At 53.7% G+C, this 22182-nt stretch carries 22 protein-coding genes; 6 read left to right on the top strand and 16 right to left on the bottom strand.

The genetic code is table 11. The features are described 5' to 3' along the window. Positions 1-116: 116 nt before the first annotated feature. Positions 117-848, top strand: a complete 732-nt coding sequence (gene artJ / locus WFK85_RS02360) for an arginine ABC transporter substrate-binding protein ArtJ (RefSeq protein WP_008461072.1) — start codon at positions 117-119, stop codon at positions 846-848. Positions 849-1149: 301 nt separating this feature from the next. Here artJ and WFK85_RS02365 read toward each other — a convergent pair whose 3' ends face one another. Then, on the bottom strand, positions 1150-1899 hold the full coding sequence (locus tag WFK85_RS02365; RefSeq protein WP_008461071.1) for a GntR family transcriptional regulator: 750 nt from the start codon (positions 1897-1899) through the stop codon (positions 1150-1152). A gap of 324 nt (positions 1900-2223) precedes the next feature. Between WFK85_RS02365 and WFK85_RS02370 the strand changes: the two genes are divergently transcribed. Beyond that, positions 2224-3153 (top strand): DUF7916 family protein, encoded by a 930-nt coding sequence (locus tag WFK85_RS02370; protein WP_166995564.1) that lies wholly within the window; start codon positions 2224-2226, stop codon positions 3151-3153. Between the two features lie 71 nt (positions 3154-3224). Further along, the gene (locus WFK85_RS02375; RefSeq protein ID WP_336708540.1) at positions 3225-5078 is read left to right on the top strand and encodes a hypothetical protein; all 1854 of its coding nucleotides are present in this window, start codon (positions 3225-3227) and stop codon (positions 5076-5078) included. 77 nt (positions 5079-5155) lie between these two features. Here WFK85_RS02375 and rlmC read toward each other — a convergent pair whose 3' ends face one another. The 13 genes from rlmC to WFK85_RS02440 form a co-directional block, all read right to left on the bottom strand. Next, positions 5156-6283 (bottom strand): 23S rRNA (uracil(747)-C(5))-methyltransferase RlmC, encoded by a 1128-nt coding sequence (gene rlmC, locus WFK85_RS02380; protein WP_166995457.1) that lies wholly within the window; start codon positions 6281-6283, stop codon positions 5156-5158. Positions 6284-6331: 48 nt separating this feature from the next. Further along, positions 6332-6805, bottom strand: coding sequence for a YbjO family protein (locus tag WFK85_RS02385; protein ID WP_166995456.1), 474 nt, complete (start codon positions 6803-6805; stop codon positions 6332-6334). A 75-nt stretch (positions 6806-6880) separates the two neighbouring features. Then, positions 6881-7726: a putrescine ABC transporter permease PotI gene (gene potI / locus WFK85_RS02390; protein ID WP_008461065.1), complete on the bottom strand. Its 846-nt coding sequence runs from the start codon at positions 7724-7726 to the stop codon at positions 6881-6883. Beyond that, positions 7723-8685, bottom strand: a complete 963-nt coding sequence (gene potH / locus WFK85_RS02395) for a putrescine ABC transporter permease PotH (protein WP_008461062.1) — start codon at positions 8683-8685, stop codon at positions 7723-7725. Before potH ends, potI begins: the two co-directional genes overlap by 4 nt. Positions 8686-8694: 9 nt before the next feature. Continuing rightward, complete coding sequence (potG, locus tag WFK85_RS02400) at positions 8695-9828, bottom strand: putrescine ABC transporter ATP-binding subunit PotG (protein ID WP_166995454.1); 1134 nt, start codon at positions 9826-9828, stop codon at positions 8695-8697. Positions 9829-9969: 141 nt separating this feature from the next. After that, entirely contained in the window at positions 9970-11082 is a 1113-nt protein-coding gene (gene potF, locus WFK85_RS02405) for a spermidine/putrescine ABC transporter substrate-binding protein PotF (protein WP_008461059.1), read from the bottom strand. 383 nt (positions 11083-11465) lie between these two features. After that, positions 11466-11945 (bottom strand): YbjN domain-containing protein, encoded by a 480-nt coding sequence (locus tag WFK85_RS02410; protein WP_008461058.1) that lies wholly within the window; start codon positions 11943-11945, stop codon positions 11466-11468. Between the two features lie 92 nt (positions 11946-12037). After that, complete coding sequence (rimK, locus tag WFK85_RS02415; protein WP_008461057.1) at positions 12038-12940, bottom strand: 30S ribosomal protein S6--L-glutamate ligase; 903 nt, start codon at positions 12938-12940, stop codon at positions 12038-12040. A gap of 75 nt (positions 12941-13015) precedes the next feature. Further along, positions 13016-13921, bottom strand: coding sequence for a LysR family transcriptional regulator (locus WFK85_RS02420; protein ID WP_336708544.1), 906 nt, complete (start codon positions 13919-13921; stop codon positions 13016-13018). A gap of 65 nt (positions 13922-13986) precedes the next feature. Continuing rightward, on the bottom strand, positions 13987-15243 hold the full coding sequence (locus WFK85_RS02425) for a nucleoside permease (protein ID WP_336708547.1): 1257 nt from the start codon (positions 15241-15243) through the stop codon (positions 13987-13989). A 28-nt stretch (positions 15244-15271) separates the two neighbouring features. Further along, positions 15272-16105, bottom strand: coding sequence for a xanthosine phosphorylase (gene xapA / locus WFK85_RS02430; RefSeq protein ID WP_336708549.1), 834 nt, complete (start codon positions 16103-16105; stop codon positions 15272-15274). Positions 16106-16245: 140 nt separating this feature from the next. Further along, positions 16246-16968 carry an oxygen-insensitive NADPH nitroreductase gene (nfsA, locus tag WFK85_RS02435; protein WP_336708550.1) on the bottom strand — a complete coding sequence of 241 codons (723 nt, stop codon included), beginning with the start codon at positions 16966-16968 and terminating at the stop codon, positions 16246-16248. Next, complete coding sequence (locus tag WFK85_RS02440; RefSeq protein WP_008461051.1) at positions 16952-17251, bottom strand: YbjC family protein; 300 nt, start codon at positions 17249-17251, stop codon at positions 16952-16954. Before WFK85_RS02440 ends, nfsA begins: the two co-directional genes overlap by 17 nt. 175 nt (positions 17252-17426) lie before the next feature. On the opposite strand from WFK85_RS02440, the gene WFK85_RS02445 reads away from it, so the two are divergent. Next, positions 17427-17699: a GrxA family glutaredoxin gene (locus tag WFK85_RS02445; protein ID WP_008461049.1), complete on the top strand. Its 273-nt coding sequence runs from the start codon at positions 17427-17429 to the stop codon at positions 17697-17699. Between the two features lie 26 nt (positions 17700-17725). Here WFK85_RS02445 and ybjM read toward each other — a convergent pair whose 3' ends face one another. After that, a complete protein-coding gene (ybjM, locus tag WFK85_RS02450; protein WP_336708553.1) occupies positions 17726-18115 on the bottom strand; it encodes an inner membrane protein YbjM in 390 nt (129 codons plus the stop codon). Positions 18116-18412: 297 nt separating this feature from the next. Between ybjM and WFK85_RS02455 the strand changes: the two genes are divergently transcribed. Then, positions 18413-20095, top strand: a complete 1683-nt coding sequence (locus WFK85_RS02455; RefSeq protein WP_008461047.1) for an aspartate:alanine antiporter — start codon at positions 18413-18415, stop codon at positions 20093-20095. Positions 20096-20300: 205 nt separating this feature from the next. On the opposite strand, the gene WFK85_RS02460 is transcribed toward WFK85_RS02455, so the two are convergent. After that, positions 20301-20861: a TetR/AcrR family transcriptional regulator gene (locus WFK85_RS02460; protein ID WP_008461046.1), complete on the bottom strand. Its 561-nt coding sequence runs from the start codon at positions 20859-20861 to the stop codon at positions 20301-20303. 110 nt (positions 20862-20971) lie between these two features. On the opposite strand from WFK85_RS02460, the gene WFK85_RS02465 reads away from it, so the two are divergent. Continuing rightward, the gene (locus WFK85_RS02465; protein WP_008461044.1) at positions 20972-22177 is read left to right on the top strand and encodes an MFS transporter; all 1206 of its coding nucleotides are present in this window, start codon (positions 20972-20974) and stop codon (positions 22175-22177) included. Positions 22178-22182 lie beyond the last annotated feature (5 nt).

Raw genomic sequence — 22182 nt, forward strand, 5'->3', positions numbered from 1 at the left:
CGCTCATTTAATTATAAATATACATTTTTATTGCATATAAATTCACTCTTTGGCATGGTGGTTTGACGCCCGGAAACGGCGACTTAAAACAATATTGACAGACAGGAGCAACACGCATGAAAAAGTTACTGTTAGCCGCCATGTTCGCTACAACCGCATTCAGCGCGGCCGCAGCGGAGAAAATCAACTTCGGCTCTTCGGCAACCTATCCTCCTTTTGAATCTCTGGACGCCAGCAATCAGATCGTCGGTTTCGATATCGATCTGGCCAAAGCATTATGCAAACAAATGCAGGCAGAATGTACCTTCACCAACCACGCATTTGACAGCCTGATCCCTTCCCTGAAGTTTCGTAAATACGACGCGGTGATTTCCGGGATGGATATCACACCTGAGCGTGCCAAACAGGTCGCCTTTACCAACCCTTACTACGCCAACTCGGCGGTGGTGATTGCGAAAAAAGGCCAGTTTGCTTCGCTGGACGATCTCAAAGGCAAACGTATCGGGATGGAAAACGGCACCACGCACCAGAAATACCTGCAGGATAAACATCCTGAGATCAAAACCGTCTCCTACGACAGTTACCAGAACGCGATTATTGACCTGAAAAATGGCCGTATTGATGGCGTGTTTGGCGATACCGCCGTGGTGAACGAATGGCTGAAGACCAATCCGCAGCTGGGCACCGTGGGCAAGCATGTGACCGACTCACAGTACTTTGGCACCGGTTTAGGGATTGCGGTTCGCCCGGATAATCAGGCCCTGCTGAAGAAGCTGAACGACGCGCTGGCGGCGATTAAAGCGGACGGGACTTACCAGAAGATCAGTACTCAGTGGTTCCCAGGCTGATAACTCCTGTATTCATTATAAATGATGGCCTTTCGTACCCGGTTATTAGCCTGATCTATATTAGCTATTCTTCTAACCTGAGAGGTTGCAACACACTCTCAGGTTTATCCCTGCTCACATCTGCGAGCCGCCACTCATCTAATCGGCAAGCCACATGCTCGACGCTAGTTATTCTGAATACAAAAAAAATAATCTGAATAATAAAATCCCCTTCTGGATAAATAATATTTATTCATCAGGTAATTTAAAATAAATAACATTATGCTGGCACTAATGGGTAGCATTTTATTTTCCTGATGGATTATTTACCTGTCGTTTTGAGTTCAATTTTGAAATCGTAATATTCGTTCAGACACCATGTCTGCGTATATTCCACGGGAATATTATTATGGCTATACCCGATACGGGTGACCAATAATATAGGATCGCGTTCCGAGATATTCAGGTAATAGGCCAAGTGCTTATCTGCGGCAACTGCGCTAAATTTTTGGGTGGCTGATAACACCGGGACGCCTTTTTCCTCAAGATAGCGATAGAGCGATTCATTCAATTCGTTGATTTTATTCAGCAACGGCGCGGGTAATATCGCCCTCTGCACCGAAACGACGGTGCCACTAATTTTACGCAGGCGCGTCAGCTCGACAATATCTTTATGACTTTCTGCGAGCTGTAAAAATTGTTGTTCTTTTTCAGTCGCAGCTCGACGAACATAGCCCACCAATTCGCTTTGTGCCTCCCCCCCGCTGGCAAAGGCTATTTCACTGAAACTCTCCAGCTGGACTAATGACTGGCGAACGTGAGGAGCAACATAGGTCCCGGATCCAGGATTTCGGACAAGGCTTCGATCCTCGATAAGCTGCTCAATAGCTTTTCTGGTGGTCCCCCGAGAAATACCTAACGCCTCCATCAGCGTGCGCTCTGAAGGCAATGCATCTCCAGGGCGAAGCTGACCTTCATCAATCACGCGCTGGATCTCATTCGCCAGTTGCAGATACAGCGGCATGGCATTTGAACCATCGATTTTTAAATCAGCAGGTTGCAACAACTTCATTCTCTTTACGTCCAGTTTGCCAGGTAGCGATTCAACTATACCACTTATTAACAACACAAATATCAACGACGTGATTTTTGATCGTTCTGGCGATCTAAAGAGCCGTACAAGATCACAAAAAAGACAAAATAAGTATGAAAATTCCCCACATTACCATTATGGTACACAAGTGGTACACAACCGGTACATAGTGAACATTTGAATTTGAAAATGGTTTTTATGCAGGAACGTTTATTACGGTGAAATACCGTTTTTTTCCCACACAAATACCCTGCAGAACGCAGGAGGATTTCGTTAACTACTGCGCCAATGAGGAAATCTATGATGACATCGAAACGTTTACTCGACTGCAGTGCTTCTGAGCTGGCTGCGCTCACCAAACCGCAGCTACTTCACGCTATCCGCGCTAGCGAGGGTCGGGTCATGGTCAGTGAAACCATCGCTATCACTCCACCTCTGCTCGCGAACATCACGAATGCTGAACTTGCAGCCTCTCAGGGTGCCGATATTCTGCTGATCAATATGTTCGACTGCCAACAACCTTTGATACAGGGCATGCCGGGTGATATTGATCCGGCACAGACCTTACATGTGCTCCAACAGCTAACCGGCCGCGTAATTGGCGTCAATCTCGAAGCCGTCGATCCACGGTTTGCCACGGAACATGATGAGTTATGGAAAATGAAGCCAGGCCGTGCGGCGACACCTGAGAATGCCCGCAAATTGGTACAGATGGGGGCAAAAATTTTAGTTCTTACTGGTAACCCAAACAATGGCGTCAGCAATATGGCTCTGGCTCAGTCGGCAGGAAAAATCCGCAGTGCCATTGGCGACGAGGCCGTCATTATCAGTGGAAAAATGCACGGTGCGGGCGTGGTCCAGGAAAGCGGTGCAGCCATTATAAATGAAAGCGATCTCCATGAATTTGCCCGCCAGGGCGTTGATATTGCGCTGATCCCAGCCCCGGGTACTGTACCGGGCATGAGTATTGAGGCAGCCAGCTCACTAATTCGCTGCGCACACTCGGCCGGCATGATGGCAATGACGGCTATTGGTACCTCTCAGGAAGGTGCCGATCGGGATACCGTTCGCCAGATAGCCTTGATGAGCAAAATGGCCGGTGCCGATCTGCATCATATTGGCGATACCGGTTATATGGGGATCGCGCTGCCAGAAAATATTTTCGCCTACGGGATAGCTATCAGAGGAGTCAGGCATACCTACAGCCGAATCGCCCGCTCAGTGAATCGTTAATGATAACTAATTCCGACCGGTTCACCGGCTGGAATGCGCCCACAATGAAATATCGATGAGGTACGATAATTATGCCACTTGCTGCATCCTCACTTTCGCGTCTATTAACTCAATTTAATCTGGAAAAAACAACAAAGCTCCTAATCGTCGGCTATTCGCCTACGGGTGGAGGGCATACCGGTCGACTATTACAAATAATCGATCATGCCCTTCAGCAAGACACGCTACCTAAAGACTCCATAGTAATATTTCATGCACCTCCCGCCTGGGAGAATGTCCAGCGCCGGGGAGAACTGCAGACGCTTGCAAATAAGCTGGCAAGCCGAGGAATTCACGTCTTACTGACAGAGTCAACTAAGCCCGTCTACGGTTATCTGGATGATAAAACTGGAGGGTCAGACGATGCAAAAATACTTGAAAGACTGGCCAGTAACCCTTTACGATATCGCAACAATCGTCCCGCCTTACTACCTGATATATCTCATCGTACGCGAACCCTATCCCCGGAAACGTTTCTTAGTAATATCCTCGACATCAATAAACTTCCCGTTATTGAAAGCGCCGATCTTTTTAGCCATCTGAAAAAATATCTCGACATAAAAGCGTTTCAAAAACGTATCTATGTACTTACTGATATGGATTATTCCCTGCAAAAATCAGCCGCCAAAGCTGGCGTGCCGGCTATACACCGTCTGGATCAGCAAAATCACGCCATTCTGCTGGATCCCAAAAATTCGGCAATGAACTTACTGCCAAAATATGCGTTGTTAGCAAAGGTATTGGGCGGTACTTTCGAAAATATTTCTCATATATCCCTTGGCGAAAAAAATACGCTGAGTTCGGTCAAATCTACCGCCGACATGCTGCGGATCACCTCCGCCAGCGGAATAAGAGAAGCACATACGAAAATTATTCAATTGCTGCAGGCTCACGCTCTCCCCTTGAATGCGGTCGCGAGTGCCTTAGGGAGCGGTGCTCTCTTTGCGGGAGTGATAGCAGGGAGCAGATGCATGGCAAACATGGCTCTACGCAACATTGTTTATGTTTACGCGCATAAGAAAAGCAATCTCATTGCCCAGCATGTTCTGTCTAAAATCAGTCAGAACGATGAGCATTATTCCCGGCGCATATTTTTATTCTGCGGTGCAAAAGCAGTTGGAAACTATAACGCACTGCATCTGGCCTACCTGGCCGATGCTGATGGCATTACCACCGCAGGGGCTGGTACCAACGGAGAATTCAGTTACTTACATCGTAATACTCCATGTAAATCCCGTCTGCTGGTACTGCCTATTGAAGGGCACAACGAACAGTTGGCCAACACCAAATATCTCAGCAGTCATGCCGCTACAAGAGACTTTATCTACCAGTTGGAAGTAAATGAAAAACTTGACGCGGCGCTCGACAAATATGTTTCTACTGAACCTGACGTTATCGATACATCTTTAACGCTGGCCGCATTGATTGAAGCCATATCCTCGCAGGAAACTTATGTTTCAAAGGCACATGACATTTTGTTCAGGCAGCTTCCACTCGCCAATGATTCCCTGCGATTGAAAAATTTAGAGGAAAAAATGAATCAGTCGGTGGCATTAAAAGCTACCCGCCGTTATCTAAAAATTGTGCTTCAGGGCATGCAGGCTCTGGCCTCCTCACCCACAGGCAGTATTAGCATCTGGTATAGCGACAAAGCGACCAATCCCGTTCATTTCGCCAGCCCATGGGAACTGGGACTGATGCTTGAAAATAACAAAATGCTCAGCAACGCTATTGAGATTTCTGAAACGGAAATGCCTGAGCTGCCCTTACGTCAGCAAGTTGCTAAATTGTTTAAAGATGGTTCAAAAAATTGGAACACATTATTTATCAAAGAGATGAACGTCATTAAACACAGGCTGGGTGATATCATGATTACTGGCTTCTGACAGTCTTAACGGCTACATATAAAAGCGGAAACACGCATCGTGACGGCACCAACCCGGCGGCTTCCGCTTCCCAAATGTTAGTCCCGGACCAGAAGCGTCAACACTTCGTAATGCGAAGTATGCGGGAACATATCAAACAGCTGGGTACGCACCACGCGATAACCCGGCAGCATCTGAATATCCTTCGCCATGGTCTGCGCGTTGCAGCTTGAGTAGACGATAAACGCCGGAGCCATCTGCGTCAGATAATCGCACAGCGCTTTACCGATCCCACGGCGCGGCGGGTTCACCAAAACCAGCTGCGGGATATCCTGCTGGGCGACGGCAAACTGAGTGGAATCCAGCGCCTGAAAATGAATATTATGCAGGCCCAGTTTTTCAGCCGACTGCTGTGCGCTGGCTATCGCCTCCGGGGCAATTTCAATCCCGGTAAGCTTCATCTCCGGCGTGGCGCAGTGCAGGCCAAAACCTCCCACGCCGCAGAACAGATCCCACATATGGTTGACGGGTAGCGCGCGCACCCAGTCACGGGCGGTGGCATACAACCGGGAAGCAACCTGAGGGTTAGTCTGGAAGAAACTTTGCGGACGAATATAGAGCGGTACGCCGTTGAAAACCTCTTCGAGCGCACGCTGTTCGGTCAGCAGAATTTCCTGCTCGCCTTCCATAATCGCCATGTGTACGGGCTGAATGTTGGCCGAAATCACCTTGAGCTGAGGGAGTTGCTGCTGTAACCACGGCAGCGCCGCTCGCAACTGCCCCAGCTTGCTTTCCGAACGCAGCACAAAGCGCAGCATCATGCCGCCATCCGCCAGGCTTTCGGTCAGCAGGAGATACTTCAGCTCTCCACGCTTACGCGCCACGCTGTAGGGCGTTAATCCCGCACGGGCAATAAAGGGCTTCAATGCCGCAAAAACAGGCTCAAATGAAACAGGATACAGCGGGCAGTCGGTTAAATCCTCGGGCGTGCCGTCGCGGTGTAACATCCCCAGCAGCGGTTTTTCCACGCTGCCGCTAACCACCATTTTAGCTTTGTTGCGAAATGCCTGCTCAGGGCCGCTGACCGGCTGGCACCACTCGCCCACGGCAATGCCTTCCAGCAGCTGCCGGAGATCGGTCATTTTAGCGAGAAGCTGGTCTTCCACCGGTTGTTCAATCCACTGGCAGGAACGACAGCGGCCGGCATCATAGAGCGCGCATTGCATAGAAAAACCCTGAGAAAAAACGAGGGCGCAGATTGTAGCACTCCGCGCTTACTGAAGTCTGAAAAAAAGCCGGCTGCGGGCGGGGACAAACAGCAAAATCAGCACCAGAATATCGGGCAGCTTTTGGGTAAACAGCGAACGGAAGATCTCGCGCTTAGTGCCCCCGGCAACGCTGAATAATTCAGGGTATCCCCAGCCCAGGGAGGACAGAGACAACCAGGTCACGGAAATAATTTGGGTCAGCAGGAACAGCCAGCGTCCCCAGTTACGCCCTTTGACGATGACGAACGCGCAACGCAGTTCGACAAACAGCATCAACAGGCTGCCGAGAAAAACCAGCGTCAGGGGCCAGGTTTGCACGCTGCGATGGACAAAATCCATCACCCCGCTAACTCCGAGCATATTAAACAGCAGCAGCAGGTCGAGGCATCGGGTAGTGACGATGCCGATAGCCGCCACCATCACCAGCGTGGGGACGTTTAATTTTGCATGGGATGACCGCTGTTTCCTGATAATTTCCACAACCTCGCGTTCCTTACGTCACGGTGCCGCGACAAGCGCGGCACCGGAGGCACATCATTGCAGATTTTAGGCGTTTTAACCACGTCTTGCACTCTGGATATCGCGCAGCCGCTGCTTTTCTGCCCGCGCCATAAACCACCATGCAATCAAGCCGATAACGCCCACAACGCCGAGAATAATGGACGCCAGGGCGTTAATTTCCGGGTTAACCCCCATGCGCACGTTCGAGAACACCAGCATCGGCAGCGTGGTCGCACCCGGCCCGGACACGAAGCTGGCGATAACCAGGTCATCAAGCGAAAGCGTGAACGCCAGCAGCCAGCCGGAGATAATGGCGGGCGAGATCATCGGCACGGTGATCACAAAGAACACTTTCAGCGGCGTCGCCCCCAGATCCATCGCCGCTTCTTCAATGGAGCGGTCCAGTTCCCGCAGGCGTGAGCTAATGACAACCGCAACATAGGCGGTGCAGAACGTCACATGCGCCAGCCAGATGGTAAGCATTCCCCTGTCGCTCGGCCAGCCAATCGCGTGCGCCAGCGCCACGAACAGCAGCAGTAGCGAAAGCCCGGTGATCACATCCGGCATCACCAGCGGTGCCGTTAGCATAAAGGCAAAGCCGGTTGAGCCACGAAAGCGACCAAAACGCACCATCACCACGGCAGCAATCGTCCCCAGGATAACGGCCATCGTGGCGGCCGCCGCAGCAATGGTCAGGCTCAGGCCAACGGCGTTCATCATCGCCGAATCCCGGAACAGCTCCCCGTACCAGCGCGTTGACCAGCCGGCCCACACCGTCACCAGCTTAGAGCTGTTAAACGAGTAGATAACCAGCATCAGCATGGGCGCATACAGGAAGGTAAAGCCAATCACCAGAATCAAAATACGCCACGGAGAGCGCACAACCGGTAAGTTGTTCATGCGTGGTCCTCCCCCGCTTTGTTCTGGTATTTGTGGAACCACATGATCGGCACGATCAGCAGCAGAAGCATGATAATCGCCACGGCTGAGGCCACCGGCCAGTCGCGGTTATTAAAGAATTCCTGCCACAGGACGCGGCCAATCATGATGCTGTCCGGCCCGCCGAGCAGTTCCGGGATAACAAACTCCCCTACCGCCGGAATAAACACCAGCATCGAACCGGCAATAATCCCGCCTTTGGTCAACGGCACAATCACGCTGAAGAACGTTTTCAGCGGCCGCGCGCCGAGATCTAACGAAGCCTCCACCAGCGAATAATCTATGCGCGTTAGCGCGGTATAAATCGGCAGCACCATGAAAGGCAGGTAGGCATAAACTACCCCGATGTAGACTGCAAGGTTGGTGTGCAGGATCGTCAGCGGCTGGTCGATAACCCCGAGCCAAAGCAGCACGTTATTCAATATGCCGTTGTTTTTCAGGATGCCCATCCACGCATACACGCGGATCAGGAACGAGGTCCATGAAGGCAGGATCACCAGCAACAGCAGGATGTTTCGCGTTGAGGGTTTACTGTGTGCCACCGCCCACGCGAGCGGATAGCCCAGCGCCAGGCAGCACAGCGTTGACACCGCAGCGACCTGCAAAGATTGCAGATAAGCCTCGAAGTAGAGCGGATCGTCCGTCAGCTGGAAGTAGTTCGCCAGATTCAGGGTGATCGACAGCTGGCCATCGGCCCAGCTTACCAGATCGCTGTAAGGCGGGATCGCCCGGGCTATTTCCGAAAAACTGATCTTAAAGACGATCAGGAACGGCAGCATAAACAGCAGGATCAGCCACAAATAGGGCAGCGCGATCGCCAGCTTGCGCCCGTGCGCCATCTGCAAACGGGCAAGCAAACGCTTCACGCCCGAGGGCTGAGGAACCGCCGTCTCTGCCGGGCCTTCAGAAAGTGTTGTCATCTTGCCCCCTTAAACCGTCAGAACCACGCAGCTGTCGGCATCCCAGCACAGGCGAACTTCATCCCCCCAGGTGGGCGCTCCTTTACGGTAGCGGTGCTCATTTTGCAGCTGGGCGCTGATCATCTGCCCACTTTTCAGCCGAACGTGGTAGATGGAGAGATCGCCGAGGTAGGCGATATGCACTACTTCTCCGACGGCAAAGTTATAGCCATCGGCGGGCGGCTCCTCGCAAAGCATCACCTTTTCCGGGCGCAACGCAACGAAGACCGGTACGCCGTCCACCACGGAAGCATCAGGATCCACCTTCAGCGGATGCACAAGTCCAGGGCTGTCTATCACCAGCCCGTCGTCCTGACGCTCTTTCAGCAGCCCTTCGAAGACGTTTACCGACCCGATAAACTCTGCGCTATAGCGGGTGGTTGGGTGCTCATAAATCTCTTCCGGCTCGCCAATTTGCACGAACTTGCCGCGATTCATGATGGCTATTCGCCCGGCCATGGTCATCGCCTCTTCCTGATCGTGGGTCACCATCACGCAGGTCACGCCGACGCGTTCAAGGATGTCCACTACTTCCAGCTGCATCCGGTCACGGAGCTTTTTATCCAGCGCCCCCATCGGCTCGTCGAGCAGCAATAATTTGGGACGCTTGGCCAGGCTTCGGGCTAACGCCACGCGCTGACGCTGGCCGCCGGACAGCTGGTGAGGCTTGCGCCTGGCGAACTCCTGCATGTGTACCAGGGTCAGCATTTCTGCCACCCGGCTGGTAATTTCCGCCTTCGGCAGTTTGTCCTGCTTCAGGCCAAAGGCGATGTTTTGCTCCACGGTCATGTGCGGGAACAGCGCGTAGGACTGGAACATCATATTGATTGGGCGCTGGTAAGGCGGCACATGCGACAAATCGACGCCATCAAGCATGATTTGCCCGGCACTTGGCTGTTCAAACCCCGCCAGCATGCGCAGCAGCGTGGATTTGCCGCAGCCCGAGGCGCCCAGCAAAGCAAAAATTTCGCCTTTGTAGATGGTCAGACTGACGTCATCCACGGCATGTTGACCATCAAACGATTTAGTGAGGTTACGAATTTCCAGCAGCGGCGTCAGCGCTTTGGGTGTTTTGGACTGCGGGCGAGGGATTGCGTCGTTCAATTCTGTTGCTCTCCGGCAAAAGCAAAAAGAAGATACGGCCCGGTTGCCGTACTTTTCGCCATTCTGGAAACAAGGGCTTCCGTTCAGGCTGGGGCGATTGCACAACTCTGGTGCAACCGCCCGGTGCAGGGTGTCACAGGACTATTTGCCTGTTTTAACCTTAGTCCACGCGCGGGTGATAACCCGGTCAATCTTCGCTGGCATCACCGTTTGTGTGAACAACTTGGCACGAATATCCGCCGGCGGGTAAATTCCCGGATTGCTGCGGACCTCTTCGCTCAGTAACGGCGTAGCTTCTTTGTTGGCGTTCGCGTAGTAAATATGATTACTGATGTTGGCGATAACGTCCGGCTTCATCAGGTAGTTCAGGAACTGGTACGCTTCGTCTTTATTCTTCGCATCTACCGGCAGGGCAAACATATCGAAGTAGACCATCGCGCCTTCCTTAGGAATGGAATAAGCAACATTCACGCCATTTTTAGCTTCTTTGGCGCGGTTTGCCGCCTGCAGAATATCCCCGGACCAGCCAATCGCCACGCAGATGTCACCGTTGGCAAGGTCGTTGATGTACTGCGACGAATGGAAGTAACGAATATTTGGCCGCAGCTTCATCAGCAGATCGTTAGCCGCCCCGGTGTAGTCCGCGGCGTTGGTGCTGTTCGGATCTTTGCCCAGGTAGTGCAACACGGTCGCGTAAATTTCACTTGGCGCGTCCAGGAACGACACGCCACAGCTTTTCAGTTTTTCAAGGTTTTCCGGCTTGAAGATCAGATCCCAGCTGTCCACCGGTGCGTCTTTCCCCAGCACGGCTTTCACTTTATCGACGTTGTAGCCGATGCCGGTCGTCACCATCATGTACGGAATGCCGTATTTGTTGTCGTGGTCGTTTTGCGCCACCAGCTTGAGCATTTCCGGGTCGAGGTTTTTGTAGTTCGGCAGTTTGCTTTTATCCAGCGGCTCGAAGATGCCGGCCTGCGCCTGGCGCTCAAGGAACTGCGAAGACGGCACCACCAGGTCATAGCCCGTGCTGCCCGCCATCAGCTTCCCTTCCAGCACTTCGTTGGAATCAAACACGTCGTAGACCACTTTGATGCCGGTCTCTTTCGTGAAGTTTGCCAGGGTATCCGGGGCTATATAGTCAGACCAGTTATAAACGTGCAGCGTCTTTTGTTCGGCGGCAGAGCTGGCGGCAGAAGCCACCATCAGCGCGCCAGCAACCATCCCCAACAACCCTTTTTTACGTAGGTAGAGCATAATTTCATTCCTTCTGAATAAAGGCCAAACCAGACTCGAATGAGCCGAATTTACGCAATGTGGCTTATCCGCATTCGCCGCACGCTTTTTTAGCATGCAAAATTCATGCATCTCTATTCATTCTGCTGAAAAAGAATTTGGGTAATCTTCACGCAGACGTTGCTCGTTTTTACGGCCAAGCAAGAATAACTGTAGCCAGGGTTGGCGACTATAGCCCGGATGAAAAAACGCCTTTTATCAACTTTTTAGACATCTTTCGTCTATTCAGGCGGCAAAAACGCGCCTTATGGCAGGGATTTGTCTGGCTGTGACGGCTTTATGACAGAATAAAAACATGCAGAACGCAGCGGCGCTGGTGGCCGCTGCGTTAAAAAAAGAAAGGATCAGTGCAGAGAGTGGGTGTGAATAATTGTGCCGTCGCGCTCTTCTTCTTCGGCCACAAAAAGCAGCTGATTAGCGCAAGCCTCGAGGATCACCATCGAAACCTGCTCTTCGCTCTGCTGAACAAAGGCGGCAAACTGCTCGCGGGTAATGCCCACGGAGGCAGACAACGACTGACACACCACCAGCTTGGGCAGGTTATCATCCTGGATGTCGAGAAACGCTTTCACCGTCAGCGAGCTGGCGTTGATCGAGGAGAGATCGGACGCCAACGGCAGCAGCGCCGACGGCTTAACTTCTGCCAATGCGGAAAACAGAATAATGTTGTCCACGAGATCGATTTTCGCGTCGTATACGCCATCGAAGTTCTGCATATGGGGCAAATGCAATGCCTGGCAGGTATCGCACTCGAAAAAGGTTACGCCAGTTTCATCCAGCCAGCGGCGTAAAGTGTCCAGAGTCGGGACCACGAGTGAATCCATAAACGCAAAAACCTCATTACCTGTTCAAAAATTAACGTGCCATCTTACGCAAAAATGACACGTCATACTATGCATTAGCGCCGATTTGGTAATTATCCCCCGGTTTTAAGACAGTACCCAGGGCGGGCCTGCCGCTCTATCCATTTGATCATCAGTCCGGCGATATCGACCCCGCTCGTGTTTTCAATGCCTTCCAGCCCCGGCGAGGCGTTCACTTCCATCACCAGCGGCCCGCGTTCGGCGCGTAAAATGTCCACCCCGGCAATATCCAGCCCCAGCGTGCTGGCCGCTTTTAGCGCCACTTCTCGCTCAAGATCGGTAATTGTGACCTGATGCGCGACGCCGCCACGGTGCAGGTTTGAGCGGAAATCGCCGGGCTTGGCCTGCCGTTCAATGGCGGCCACAACCTCATCCCCCACCACCAGACAGCGAATATCTCTGCCCTTCGCTTCTTTGATGTATTCCTGCACCAGAATATGGGCGTTAAGACCGCGAAACGCATCAATCACGCTTTCCGCCGCCTGCCGCGTTTCAGCCAGCACAACGCCAATTCCTTGCGTACCTTCAACGAGCTTCACCACCAGCGGCGCGCCACCCACCATATCAATAAGATCGCTGGTGTCGTCCGGCGAGTGGGCAAACCCCGTCACCGGCAAATCAATCCCCTGCTTCGCCAGCAATTGCAGCGAGCGCAGCTTGTCCCGCGCGCGAGTGATCGCCACCGACTCATTCAGCGGGTAGCTTCCCAGCATTTCGAACTGGCGCAGCACCGCCGTGCCGTAAAAGGTGATAGCCGAGCCAATACGCGGGATAACCGCGTCATAATGCGGCAGTTGACGCCCCTTGTAATGCACGGAAGGCGCGGCCGGATTAATGTTCATATAACAAGAAAGGGGATCAATGATCTCCACCTGATGACCACGACGCGTTGCCGCCTCGCGCAGGCGCTTGCATGAGTAGAGCGTTCCATCCCGGGATAAAATAGCGATTTTCAACCTGCACCTCTGAGCAACCAGACCAAAATTAACCGCCCGCTAATCATACCACTGCCTTCACCTTTCAACGACGGACTAATCGGTGGGAGACATCTTAAGTGCCTCAATTAATTGCTTTGTGGTCGAGGTGAGATGGACGGGATCAAAAACGGCATACAGGTCGGCGGGTATCGGCCTCGCCGGGGGGCGAAACACCACGCCAGGCCAGTTCATCTGTGCGTAGCTGTCGGCGATGATGGTTAGCCCAAAACCAATGCTCACCAGCGCCAGGACGGTTTGCGGCTCCACCGCCTCACGGACAACCCTCGGGGTAAAACCAGCTTCACGGCAAACACGTTGCAGGAAAGTCCAGTCAGAGTGAATGGCGGTCATCGTCACGAACGCTTCATGCCGCAGTTGGGTAATGTCCACCGTTTGCTGCAGGGCTAGCGGGTGCTGCTCCGGCAGCGCGACCATAAATGTCGCCTCATGCAACTTTTCGCTCTTAAGGCCACCGGGCGGGCTGGTTTCCATCCGCCAGATCCCGGCATCAATCTCGTGACGTTCAAGCAAAGCAAGCTGATCCCCCGGGGACTTTTCGCGGAAGGTCACATCAATGGCGGGATAGTCAGCAATAAACCGCTGTAGCCCAAGCCGCAGCCCACCCCAAATAGCGGTGCCAACAATCCCTAGCTGAATTCGACCGCCTTCACCACGGCCAATCTGCTCAACCCTGGCCAGCGCAAGGCTTGCGTTGTTCAGCAGCTGTTTTGTCTCTTCCAGCAGGACTTCGCCTGCGTGAGTCAGCGCCACGTGCCGGGAATGGCGGATAAACAGTACCGTCCCCAGCTGAGCTTCCAGTTCTTTGATATGAAAGCTCAGGGGAGGCTGCGACATGTTCAGCCGCGCGGCGGCCCGGCCAAAGTGCAGCTCCTCGGCTACGGCCTGAAAATAGCGCAGCAGCTTAAGATCGGTGCGATAGATACGCTGAGATGTATTCATGAGGCTCCCTGAGTGGCAAGCCTCATAAATTACCATCGCTTACGCTTGCTGTAAGGCCAGGAGCCTTAATGTGCGAGCGATGCCGAAGAATCACTCTGCTGACGGTGGCGATAGTGGAAGCTAAAGTGGAAGACGACGGCAAGCACCAGCGCATAGCCAGCAAAAACCAGCCAGATAGTCGGCCAGTCTTTGGCGCCATCGGTGGTGAAATAATCCACCACATAACCGCTGACAATCGCCCCGAAATACGCCCCAACCCCGTTCACCATCGTCATAAACAGCCCTTGAGCGCTGGCGCGAATACGTGACTCCACCTCTTGCTCAACAAACACGGAGCCAGAGATATTAAAGAAATCAAAGGCGCAGCCGTACACCACCATCGACAGCAACAGCAGCACAAAACCAAAGACAGAAGGATCGCCCCAGGCGAACAGCGCAAAGCGCAGCACCCAGGCGACCATGCTCATCAGCATGACCTGTTTAATGCCAAAACGCCGCAGGAAGAAAGGGATCGTCAAAATAAAGACCACTTCCGACATCTGCGAGACGGACAGCAAAATCGAGGGATACTGCACCACAAAGCTGCTGGCAAACTCAGGCTGACGGGCAAAATCATGCAGGAAAGGGTTACCGAAAGTATTGGTGATTTGCAGCACCGCCCCAAGCAGCATGGCGAACAGGAAAAAAACCGCCATTTGTGGCTTTTTGAACAGCACAAACGCGTCCAGCCCCAGGCGGCTCACCCAGCTGCGCGTGGCCTGGCTTTTTATCACCGGGATAGTCGGCAATGTGAGCGCATACAGCGCCAGCAGACCGGAAGCCCCTGCGGCAATATAGAGTTGTATGCTGCTCAGCTCTATGCACATCAGGCTAACGGTCCACATCGCCGCAATAAAGCCCACGGTACCGAACACCCTCACAGGCGGGAAATGCGTCACCGTATCCAGTCCGTTTTTTTCCAGGCAGGCGTAAGACACCGTATTGGACAGCGCAATGGTCGGCATAAAGGCCAGGGCATTACCCAGCATTGCCCAAAACATCAACCCCGGCTGGTCGATGCTGGCCGCCCAGACCAGCATCCCCGCCCCCACCAGATGGCAGAGAGAGTACACCCGATTGGCCGGGAGCCATTTATCGGCCACAATTCCGATAAGACCCGGCATCAGCAGCGCCGCAAGCCCTTTGGTACTGTAAACCATGCCAACATCTGCCCCCTTAAAGCCGAGCGTATTGATCATGTAAGATCCCAAAGTGACCAGCCACGCCCCCCAGATGAAGTACTGTAAAAACAGCATGATTTTTAAGCGGAGTTTAATCGCCATCTGTTTTCCCTGCCTTGCTCAGTGAGGATCAGGCCAGTTTGCCGAGGAAGCCGCAAATCAGGTTAATGAAGTTCTGCCGCGACAGCGCAGCCGCTTTCAGCGTCTGTTCATGGGAAAGCTGAATACTCCCCAGCCCTTCGGCAAGGTTGGTAATCGCCGAGACGGCAACCACCTTCAGGCCGCAATGGCGGGCGCTGATCACCTCCGGCACAACCGACATCCCCACCACGTGGCCGCCAATGATTTGCATCATGCGAATTTCCGCTGCGGTTTCGAAGTTTGGCCCTGGATAAGAAACAAATACTCCCTCGTGCAGCGGGAACCCCTGCTCATGTGCAACCTGCTGTAGTACGGCGCGATAGTCGGCATCATAGGCGTTTGCCAGCGAGAAAAAGCGCTCACCAAACCGCTCATCATTTGGCCCAACGGTCGGCGTGCCCGGCATCGTATTAATATGATCGCTGAGTGCCACCAGGCTTCCAGGTTCCACTTCCGGGCGCAGAGAACCGGCGGCGTTGGTAGAAAACAGTATTTCGCATCCCAGTAGCTTAAAAGTGCGAATTGCGCTGGTCATCACCGACATTCCACGCCCTTCATAAAAGTGCCCCCGCCCTTTCATACAGGCTACAGGCACGCCAGCCAGCGTGCCGACAACCAGTTCGCCCGCATGGCCGTGGACAGTGCTGACGGGAAACCCGGGCAGCTCTTCGTAGGAAAATGTTACAGGGGAGTCGATTTTTTCCGCCAACTCCCCCAGCCCGGAGCCCAGAATAAAAGCGATGCGGGGTACCAGACCGTTAATGCGGGCGCGAATAATGTCGGCGGCGTAGAAAGGCGAATTATCAAAAGCAGAGGTTGGCATAGAAGGTTCCTTGACAGATTGTCGTTATAACTTCAGCAGTTATAACGACTCACCGACGGATGAAACCAATACCGTTTGAGGCCACGATTAATACTGAAAATGTATCGATCGCCGATTTGATGGCCTGGCAGCCGCGTGAATCAGCGTGTCGCCCAGCCCTGCTTGTGCAGGTAATCCAGAATGAAAGGCCGGCTTTCTTTAATGATGGTACGGCTGATGTGGTCGCTCCAGGTGTCGCGCCGTGTATTGCTGTCCCGGCTCAAATAATACTGCGCCAGCTGCTCGTCGTACTCGTCCAGCAGCGGCCTGTTCAGCGGCTGATAGCGGTTTTCATGCACCAGCATCGCAGCGGGCATACGCGGCTTGATATCCGGCGTGGCAGCAGGCCAGCCCAGGCAAAGGCCAAACAGCGGTAACACGTATTTCGGCACGTCCAACAGCTCTCCCACCGCTTCAATGTTGTTGCGGATGCCGCCAATATAGACCCCGCCCAACCCCAGCGATTCTGCGGCGGTAAACGCATTCTGCGCCAGAATCGCGGTATCGACCGCACCAAGCAGCAGCTGTTCCGCCAGCCCAAGCTGGGCGTCCGGGCAGATTTGAAGATTGCGGTTAAAGTCGGCGCAGAACACCCAAAACTCGGCGGCTTCCGCCACATGCTTTTGCCCGCCGGTCAGCGGCACCAGCTGCTCGCGCAGCGCTTTATCCGTGATGCGAATGATTGAACTGCACTGAAGGAAGCTGGAAGTAGAAGCTGCCTGTGCACTGGCAATAATGGCTTCGCGCTGCTCGTCGGTAATAGGTTCCCCGGTAAAATGACGAATGGAACGGTGGGCACGAAGCAGATCAATGGTCGGCGTCATCGCGATTTTCCTTTGGCTTTTTTATATCAGAGAGTTTTGAAGCAGAATCAGGCTGCATCAGCTGCGGAGCAAGACGTTTAGCAATATGCCACGTCATGATGATTGCCGCCGGCAGCATCAGCCCAAGGCCAATAAATACCATGACTATGGCCGCCGTTGCAGTGGCCACAGGTGCGGGCAGCGTCAGGTATCCCTGCAGCGAGAGAAAAGCTAGCGCCAAAAAACCTATCCCCACCGCTTCCAGCACAATCACCGATTTGGGTAACGATCCGACCGCGCGCATAGCGGCACCTCCTGCGTTCAGGCCAGCTATCATCGAGTCCGCGCCCCTCCCACTGAAAGGAGATAGCCTACGGGCATCGAACTAACAGGCACGACCTTCTTTAAAAATGTGACGGATATCGGCATTATAAGCGCATTCGCCGGTTCGTATCGGCCATAAAAACTGAGGAGAGAGCATGTTTGCAGTAATTTTTGGACGCCCTGGCTGCCCATATTGTGTTCGCGCTAAAGAACTGGCTGAGAAACTGACCGCCGAGCGTGATGACTTCAACTTCCGCTATGTTGACATCCACGCAGAAGGCATCACCAAAGCTGATCTGGAAAAAACCGTGGGTAAACCGGTTGAAACCGTGCCGCAGATCTTCCTGGATCAGAAGCACATTGGTGGCTGCACCGATTTTGAAGCTTACGCGAAAGAACATCTGAACCTGTTCCAGACCGCGCAGTAAACTTTACGAATGCAGAAAACCGACTCTCAGTAGTCGGTTTTTTTATGCGTACGACTCCGGTTCTTACACATAAAAAATAGCAGATAACACAGCGAACCGAGGGACGACCAGAAGACAGCGCTCAGTAGCCAGGCCATTTCTTGCCAGAACGAGCGTGTGACGGGGAAAAACAGGTGGGCAATCAACAGGCAGAACGGCGAAGCAAGCATCGCTCCCACCAGCGGTTTGACCACTCGATCGCCTTGGGAAAAGAAGCTGGCCACGGCACCCGGGAGAAGGAAAAACAGCAGCCCAAGCTCATAGTGCCCGGTGGCAATAAACCGCCCCATCACGTTCAGGCGCAGAGAAAGAAAAACCAGAATAAAGAGCACGAAGCAGCAGGTAATTCCTAACCACTTTTGCGCACGTCTGTGCATTTTACCTCCTGACATCTGCTTTTGCTCGAAAATACCCTGCCGGAAAATTCAGCAGCGTCTTTACCCGATTTGATAATGCCTGGCCATCCGTGCCGATAAAGCATTGCCACATTTAGCACAATATTCTTACTAGCCGCTGATACAGAGAAAGATTAAACTAGCGGCAGAAATTCGGTCGTCGCGTGAGATATTTATATGCGTGATAATTTGCCGGTCGCCGCTGACGGAACCGTCAAAACCTTAGCGCATAACTCTATCTCTTTCAACAACTTACTGGTAAACAAGAAGTTAGCCTTCGTGAATATAAACGTCGCAGATTTGTTAAACGGGAATTACATCCTTTTGTTATTTGTTGTACTAACGCTCGGACTTTGCCTGGGGAAATTACGCCTCGGTCCGGTGCAACTGGGTAATTCCATTGGTGTTTTAGTGGTCTCTTTATTACTCGGGCAACAGCATTTCTCGATCAATACCGACGCGCTAAATCTGGGTTTTATGCTGTTCATTTTCTGCGTAGGCGTCGAAGCCGGGCCAAACTTTTTTTCTATTTTCTTCCGCGACGGCAAAAATTATCTGATGCTGGCCCTGGTGATGGTTGGCAGCGCCCTGCTGATTGCGCTGGGGCTGGGCAAACTGTTTGGCTGGGACATTGGCCTGACGGCCGGTATGCTCGCCGGCGCCATGACCTCCACGCCCGTACTGGTCGGCGCGGGCGATACCCTGCGCCATTCAAGCATCCCCGCCGCGCAGCTTGCGACCTCGCTGGATAACCTGAGCCTCGGCTATGCCCTGACCTACCTGATTGGCCTGGTCAGCCTGATCGTGGGGGCTCGCTATTTGCCGAAGCTGCAGCATCAGGATCTGCAGACCAGCGCCCAGCAAATTGCCCGCGAGCGCGGTCTGGATACCGACGCGAGCCGCAAAGTTTATCTCCCGGTGATCCGCGCCTATCGCGTCGGGCCTGAGCTGGTTGCCTGGGCCGACGGTAAAAATCTGCGCGAACTGGGTATTTATCGCCAGACCGGCTGCTACATCGAACGTATTCGCCGCAACGGCATTCTGGCTAACCCGGACGGCGATGCCGTGCTGCAAATGGGTGATGAAATCTCGCTGGTGGGCTACCCGGATTCTCACTCGCGCCTCGACCCAAGCTTCAGAAACGGCAAAGAGGTTTTCGATCGCGATCTGCTGGATATGCGCATCGTCACCGAAGAAATTGTGGTGAAAAACCACAATGCCGTGGGCCGTCGCCTGGCGCAGCTCAAGCTCACCGACCACGGCTGCTTCCTGAACCGCGTGATCCGCAGCCAGATTGAAATGCCCATCGACGACAATATCGTGCTGAACAAAGGCGATGTCCTGCAGGTCAGCGGCGATGCCAGACGCGTGAAAACCGTTGCCGAGCGCATCGGCTTTATCTCCATTCACAGCCAGATAACCGACCTGCTGGCCTTCTGCGCCTTCTTTGTTATTGGCCTGATGGTGGGCATGGTCACCTTCCAGTTCAGCTCGTTCAGCTTCGGCATCGGGAACGCCGCTGGCCTGTTGTTTGCGGGCATCATGCTTGGCTTCCTGCGCGCCAACCACCCCACCTTCGGCTACATTCCGCAGGGGGCGCTAAATATGGTGAAAGAGTTCGGCCTGATGGTGTTTATGGCGGGGGTTGGCTTGAGCGCCGGCAGTGGCATCAGCAACGGCCTCGGTGCGGTAGGCGGCCAGATGCTAATTTCCGGGCTTATCGTGAGCCTGGTGCCGGTGATTATCTGCTTCCTGTTCGGCGCCTATGTGCTGCGAATGAACCGCGCCCTGCTGTTTGGCGCGATGATGGGGGCAAGAACCTGTGCGCCAGCGATGGAAATCATCAGCGACACCGCCCGCAGCAACATTCCTGCGCTGGGGTACGCCGGCACCTATGCCATCGCTAACGTGTTGTTAACACTGGCCGGTACATTAATTGTTGTGATATGGCCAGGTTTGTGATCGCAACCACAGACAAAGAAAAATACTTTTTTTTTATGCCTGAGCGAACTTTCTTTCGGGGCGTCAGTCTGAATTAGTGCCACTGCTTTTCTTTGATGTCCCCAATTTGTGGAGCCCATCAACCCCGCCGCTTTCGGTTCAAGGTTGATGGGTTTTTATTTTTTAGGGTATCAATAACAAACGCTTACTAACCCCTCCACTCGCTTTATTTTGCATCCCCTGTCCCTACAATCCTGCGCACCATCACCCGCATATCATCGCGCCCCATCGGTTCGCGATCGGTGACGTAGTGCAGCGTCATGCCTTCCAGGAAAGCATCCAGCGCCCGGGCGGTTAGCGGATCGAAAAACGGCTCCAGCGCCTGCTGGCTGCGAATCATCCACTCCTGCATGATATCTTTTAGCTGCGGATTACAGCTGGCATAAGCATAAAGCTGGTACATCACCTGCATGTTATACGGCGTGGCCACGCAGCCGCCGCAAATCATATCGACAATCGCTTCGCAGGCCTCATCGCGATTGGTGGCCTGCTGCATGCGCTCCCGGTAGCTGTCCGACATCTGGTGGGCGAACAGGGTAAACGCTTCGCAAAGCAGCGATTCAATCCCAGCAAAATAGTAGGTCATTGACCCCAGCGAAACGCCAGCCTCAGCGGCAATTTTGCGGTGCGTGATATCGCTGATGCCGTGCTTTACCACCATATCCAGCGTCGCCTGCAAAATACGCGAGCGACGTTCGGGGTCATTACGGCGCGGGGCTTTGCTCATCATTACCTACCTGAATTTAGAGTATGACAAAGAGTCTATACCGGGATGTGTACAAATGTACACAAGCTTGCTAGTCTGCTCCCCTGTTTCTCTTTCACTGGTTGTTGTTCATGTCTGTTTCGCAGAGAAAAGCCCTACAGCTCCGTACCTGGGCGTTATTCACCTTCTTCTTCCTTCCGGGCCTGGTGATGGCATCCTGGGCCACACGCACGCCCGCCATCCGCGATACGCTCAGCGTCTCGACGGCCGGGATGGGCATCGTATTATTTGGCCTGTCGATAGGCTCGATGGGCGGTATTCTCTGTTCCGGCTGGCTGGTGAAACGCTTTGGCACCCGTACCATTATTCGCAGCGGCATGACGCTGATGGTCGCCGGAATGTTAATGATGAGCTTCGCGCTGTACCTCGCCTCCCCGGTGCTGTTTGCCTTCGGCCTGGCGCTGCTCGGCAGCGGGATGGGTTCATCAGAAGTGGCTATGAACGTCGAAGGGGCCATTATCGAGAGCCTGATGAAGAAAACTGTGCTGCCGATGATGCACGGCTTCTTTAGCCTCGGCACGCTCGTTGGCGCCGGGATTGGCCTGACGTTAACCGCGTGGAACGTCGTGTCCTGGGGGCACCTGCTGCTGATTGGTCTGTTGACCATTGCGCCGATTGCCATCGCGCTTATCGCCGTGCCGCACGGCGTGGGCAAAGATAACCCGGAGAACACCGAAGCCCACGAGCCGCACCGACCGTTTTACAAAGATATTCAGCTATTGCTGATTGGTTTTGTCGTGCTGGCGATGGCCTTTGCCGAAGGCTCGGCCAACGACTGGCTGCCGCTGCTGATGGTGGACGGGCACGGCTTTAGCCCAACTTCCGGGTCGCTTATCTACGTAGGCTTTACCCTCGGCATGACGGTCGGGCGCTTCACCGGCGGCTGGTTTATTGACCGCTACAGCCGGGTTATTGTGGTCCGCGCCTGTGCGATCATGGGCATTATTGGCATCGGCACCATTGTGTTTGTCGACAACGCCTTCCTTGCCGGCGTGTCGGTGATTCTGTGGGGGTTGGGCACCTCTTTAGGCTTCCCGCTGACCATTTCAGCGGCGGGTGATACCGGCCCCGATCCGGCCAGCCGCGTCAGCGTCGTTGCCGCTTCGGGCTATGTCGCCTTTTTAGTCGGGCCGCCGCTGCTGGGCTTCCTCGGCGAGCATTACGGGCTGCGCCAGGCCATGCTAGTTGTGCTGACGCTAATGGTGATTGCGGCGCTGGTCGCCCGCGCCGTGGCCAAACCGGGGCAATCTTCCGGCCAGACTTTAGAAACTGAATAATGGAG

It is taken from the genome of Cedecea sp. VD22 (genome assembly GCF_037150195.1).
Classification (GTDB): Bacteria; Pseudomonadota; Gammaproteobacteria; order Enterobacterales; family Enterobacteriaceae; genus Cedecea.

Coding starts and splice junctions, on each gene's coding strand:
- artJ (WP_008461072.1), top strand. CDS start 117: ATGAAAAAGTTACTGTTAGCCGCCATGTTCGCTACAACCGCATTCAGC.
- WFK85_RS02365 (WP_008461071.1), bottom strand. CDS start 1,899: ATGAAGTTGTTGCAACCTGCTGATTTAAAAATCGATGGTTCAAATGCC.
- WFK85_RS02370 (WP_166995564.1), top strand. CDS start 2,224: ATGACATCGAAACGTTTACTCGACTGCAGTGCTTCTGAGCTGGCTGCG.
- WFK85_RS02375 (WP_336708540.1), top strand. CDS start 3,225: ATGCCACTTGCTGCATCCTCACTTTCGCGTCTATTAACTCAATTTAAT.
- rlmC (WP_166995457.1), bottom strand. CDS start 6,283: ATGCAATGCGCGCTCTATGATGCCGGCCGCTGTCGTTCCTGCCAGTGG.
- potI (WP_008461065.1), bottom strand. CDS start 7,726: ATGAACAACTTACCGGTTGTGCGCTCTCCGTGGCGTATTTTGATTCTG.
- potH (WP_008461062.1), bottom strand. CDS start 8,685: ATGACAACACTTTCTGAAGGCCCGGCAGAGACGGCGGTTCCTCAGCCC.
- potF (WP_008461059.1), bottom strand. CDS start 11,082: ATGCTCTACCTACGTAAAAAAGGGTTGTTGGGGATGGTTGCTGGCGCG.
- WFK85_RS02410 (WP_008461058.1), bottom strand. CDS start 11,945: ATGGATTCACTCGTGGTCCCGACTCTGGACACTTTACGCCGCTGGCTG.
- WFK85_RS02420 (WP_336708544.1), bottom strand. CDS start 13,921: ATGAATACATCTCAGCGTATCTATCGCACCGATCTTAAGCTGCTGCGC.
- WFK85_RS02425 (WP_336708547.1), bottom strand. CDS start 15,243: ATGGCGATTAAACTCCGCTTAAAAATCATGCTGTTTTTACAGTACTTC.
- xapA (WP_336708549.1), bottom strand. CDS start 16,105: ATGCCAACCTCTGCTTTTGATAATTCGCCTTTCTACGCCGCCGACATT.
- nfsA (WP_336708550.1), bottom strand. CDS start 16,968: ATGACGCCGACCATTGATCTGCTTCGTGCCCACCGTTCCATTCGTCAT.
- WFK85_RS02440 (WP_008461051.1), bottom strand. CDS start 17,251: ATGCGCGCGGTCGGATCGTTACCCAAATCGGTGATTGTGCTGGAAGCG.
- WFK85_RS02445 (WP_008461049.1), top strand. CDS start 17,427: ATGTTTGCAGTAATTTTTGGACGCCCTGGCTGCCCATATTGTGTTCGC.
- ybjM (WP_336708553.1), bottom strand. CDS start 18,115: ATGCACAGACGTGCGCAAAAGTGGTTAGGAATTACCTGCTGCTTCGTG.
- WFK85_RS02460 (WP_008461046.1), bottom strand. CDS start 20,861: ATGAGCAAAGCCCCGCGCCGTAATGACCCCGAACGTCGCTCGCGTATT.
- WFK85_RS02465 (WP_008461044.1), top strand. CDS start 20,972: ATGTCTGTTTCGCAGAGAAAAGCCCTACAGCTCCGTACCTGGGCGTTA.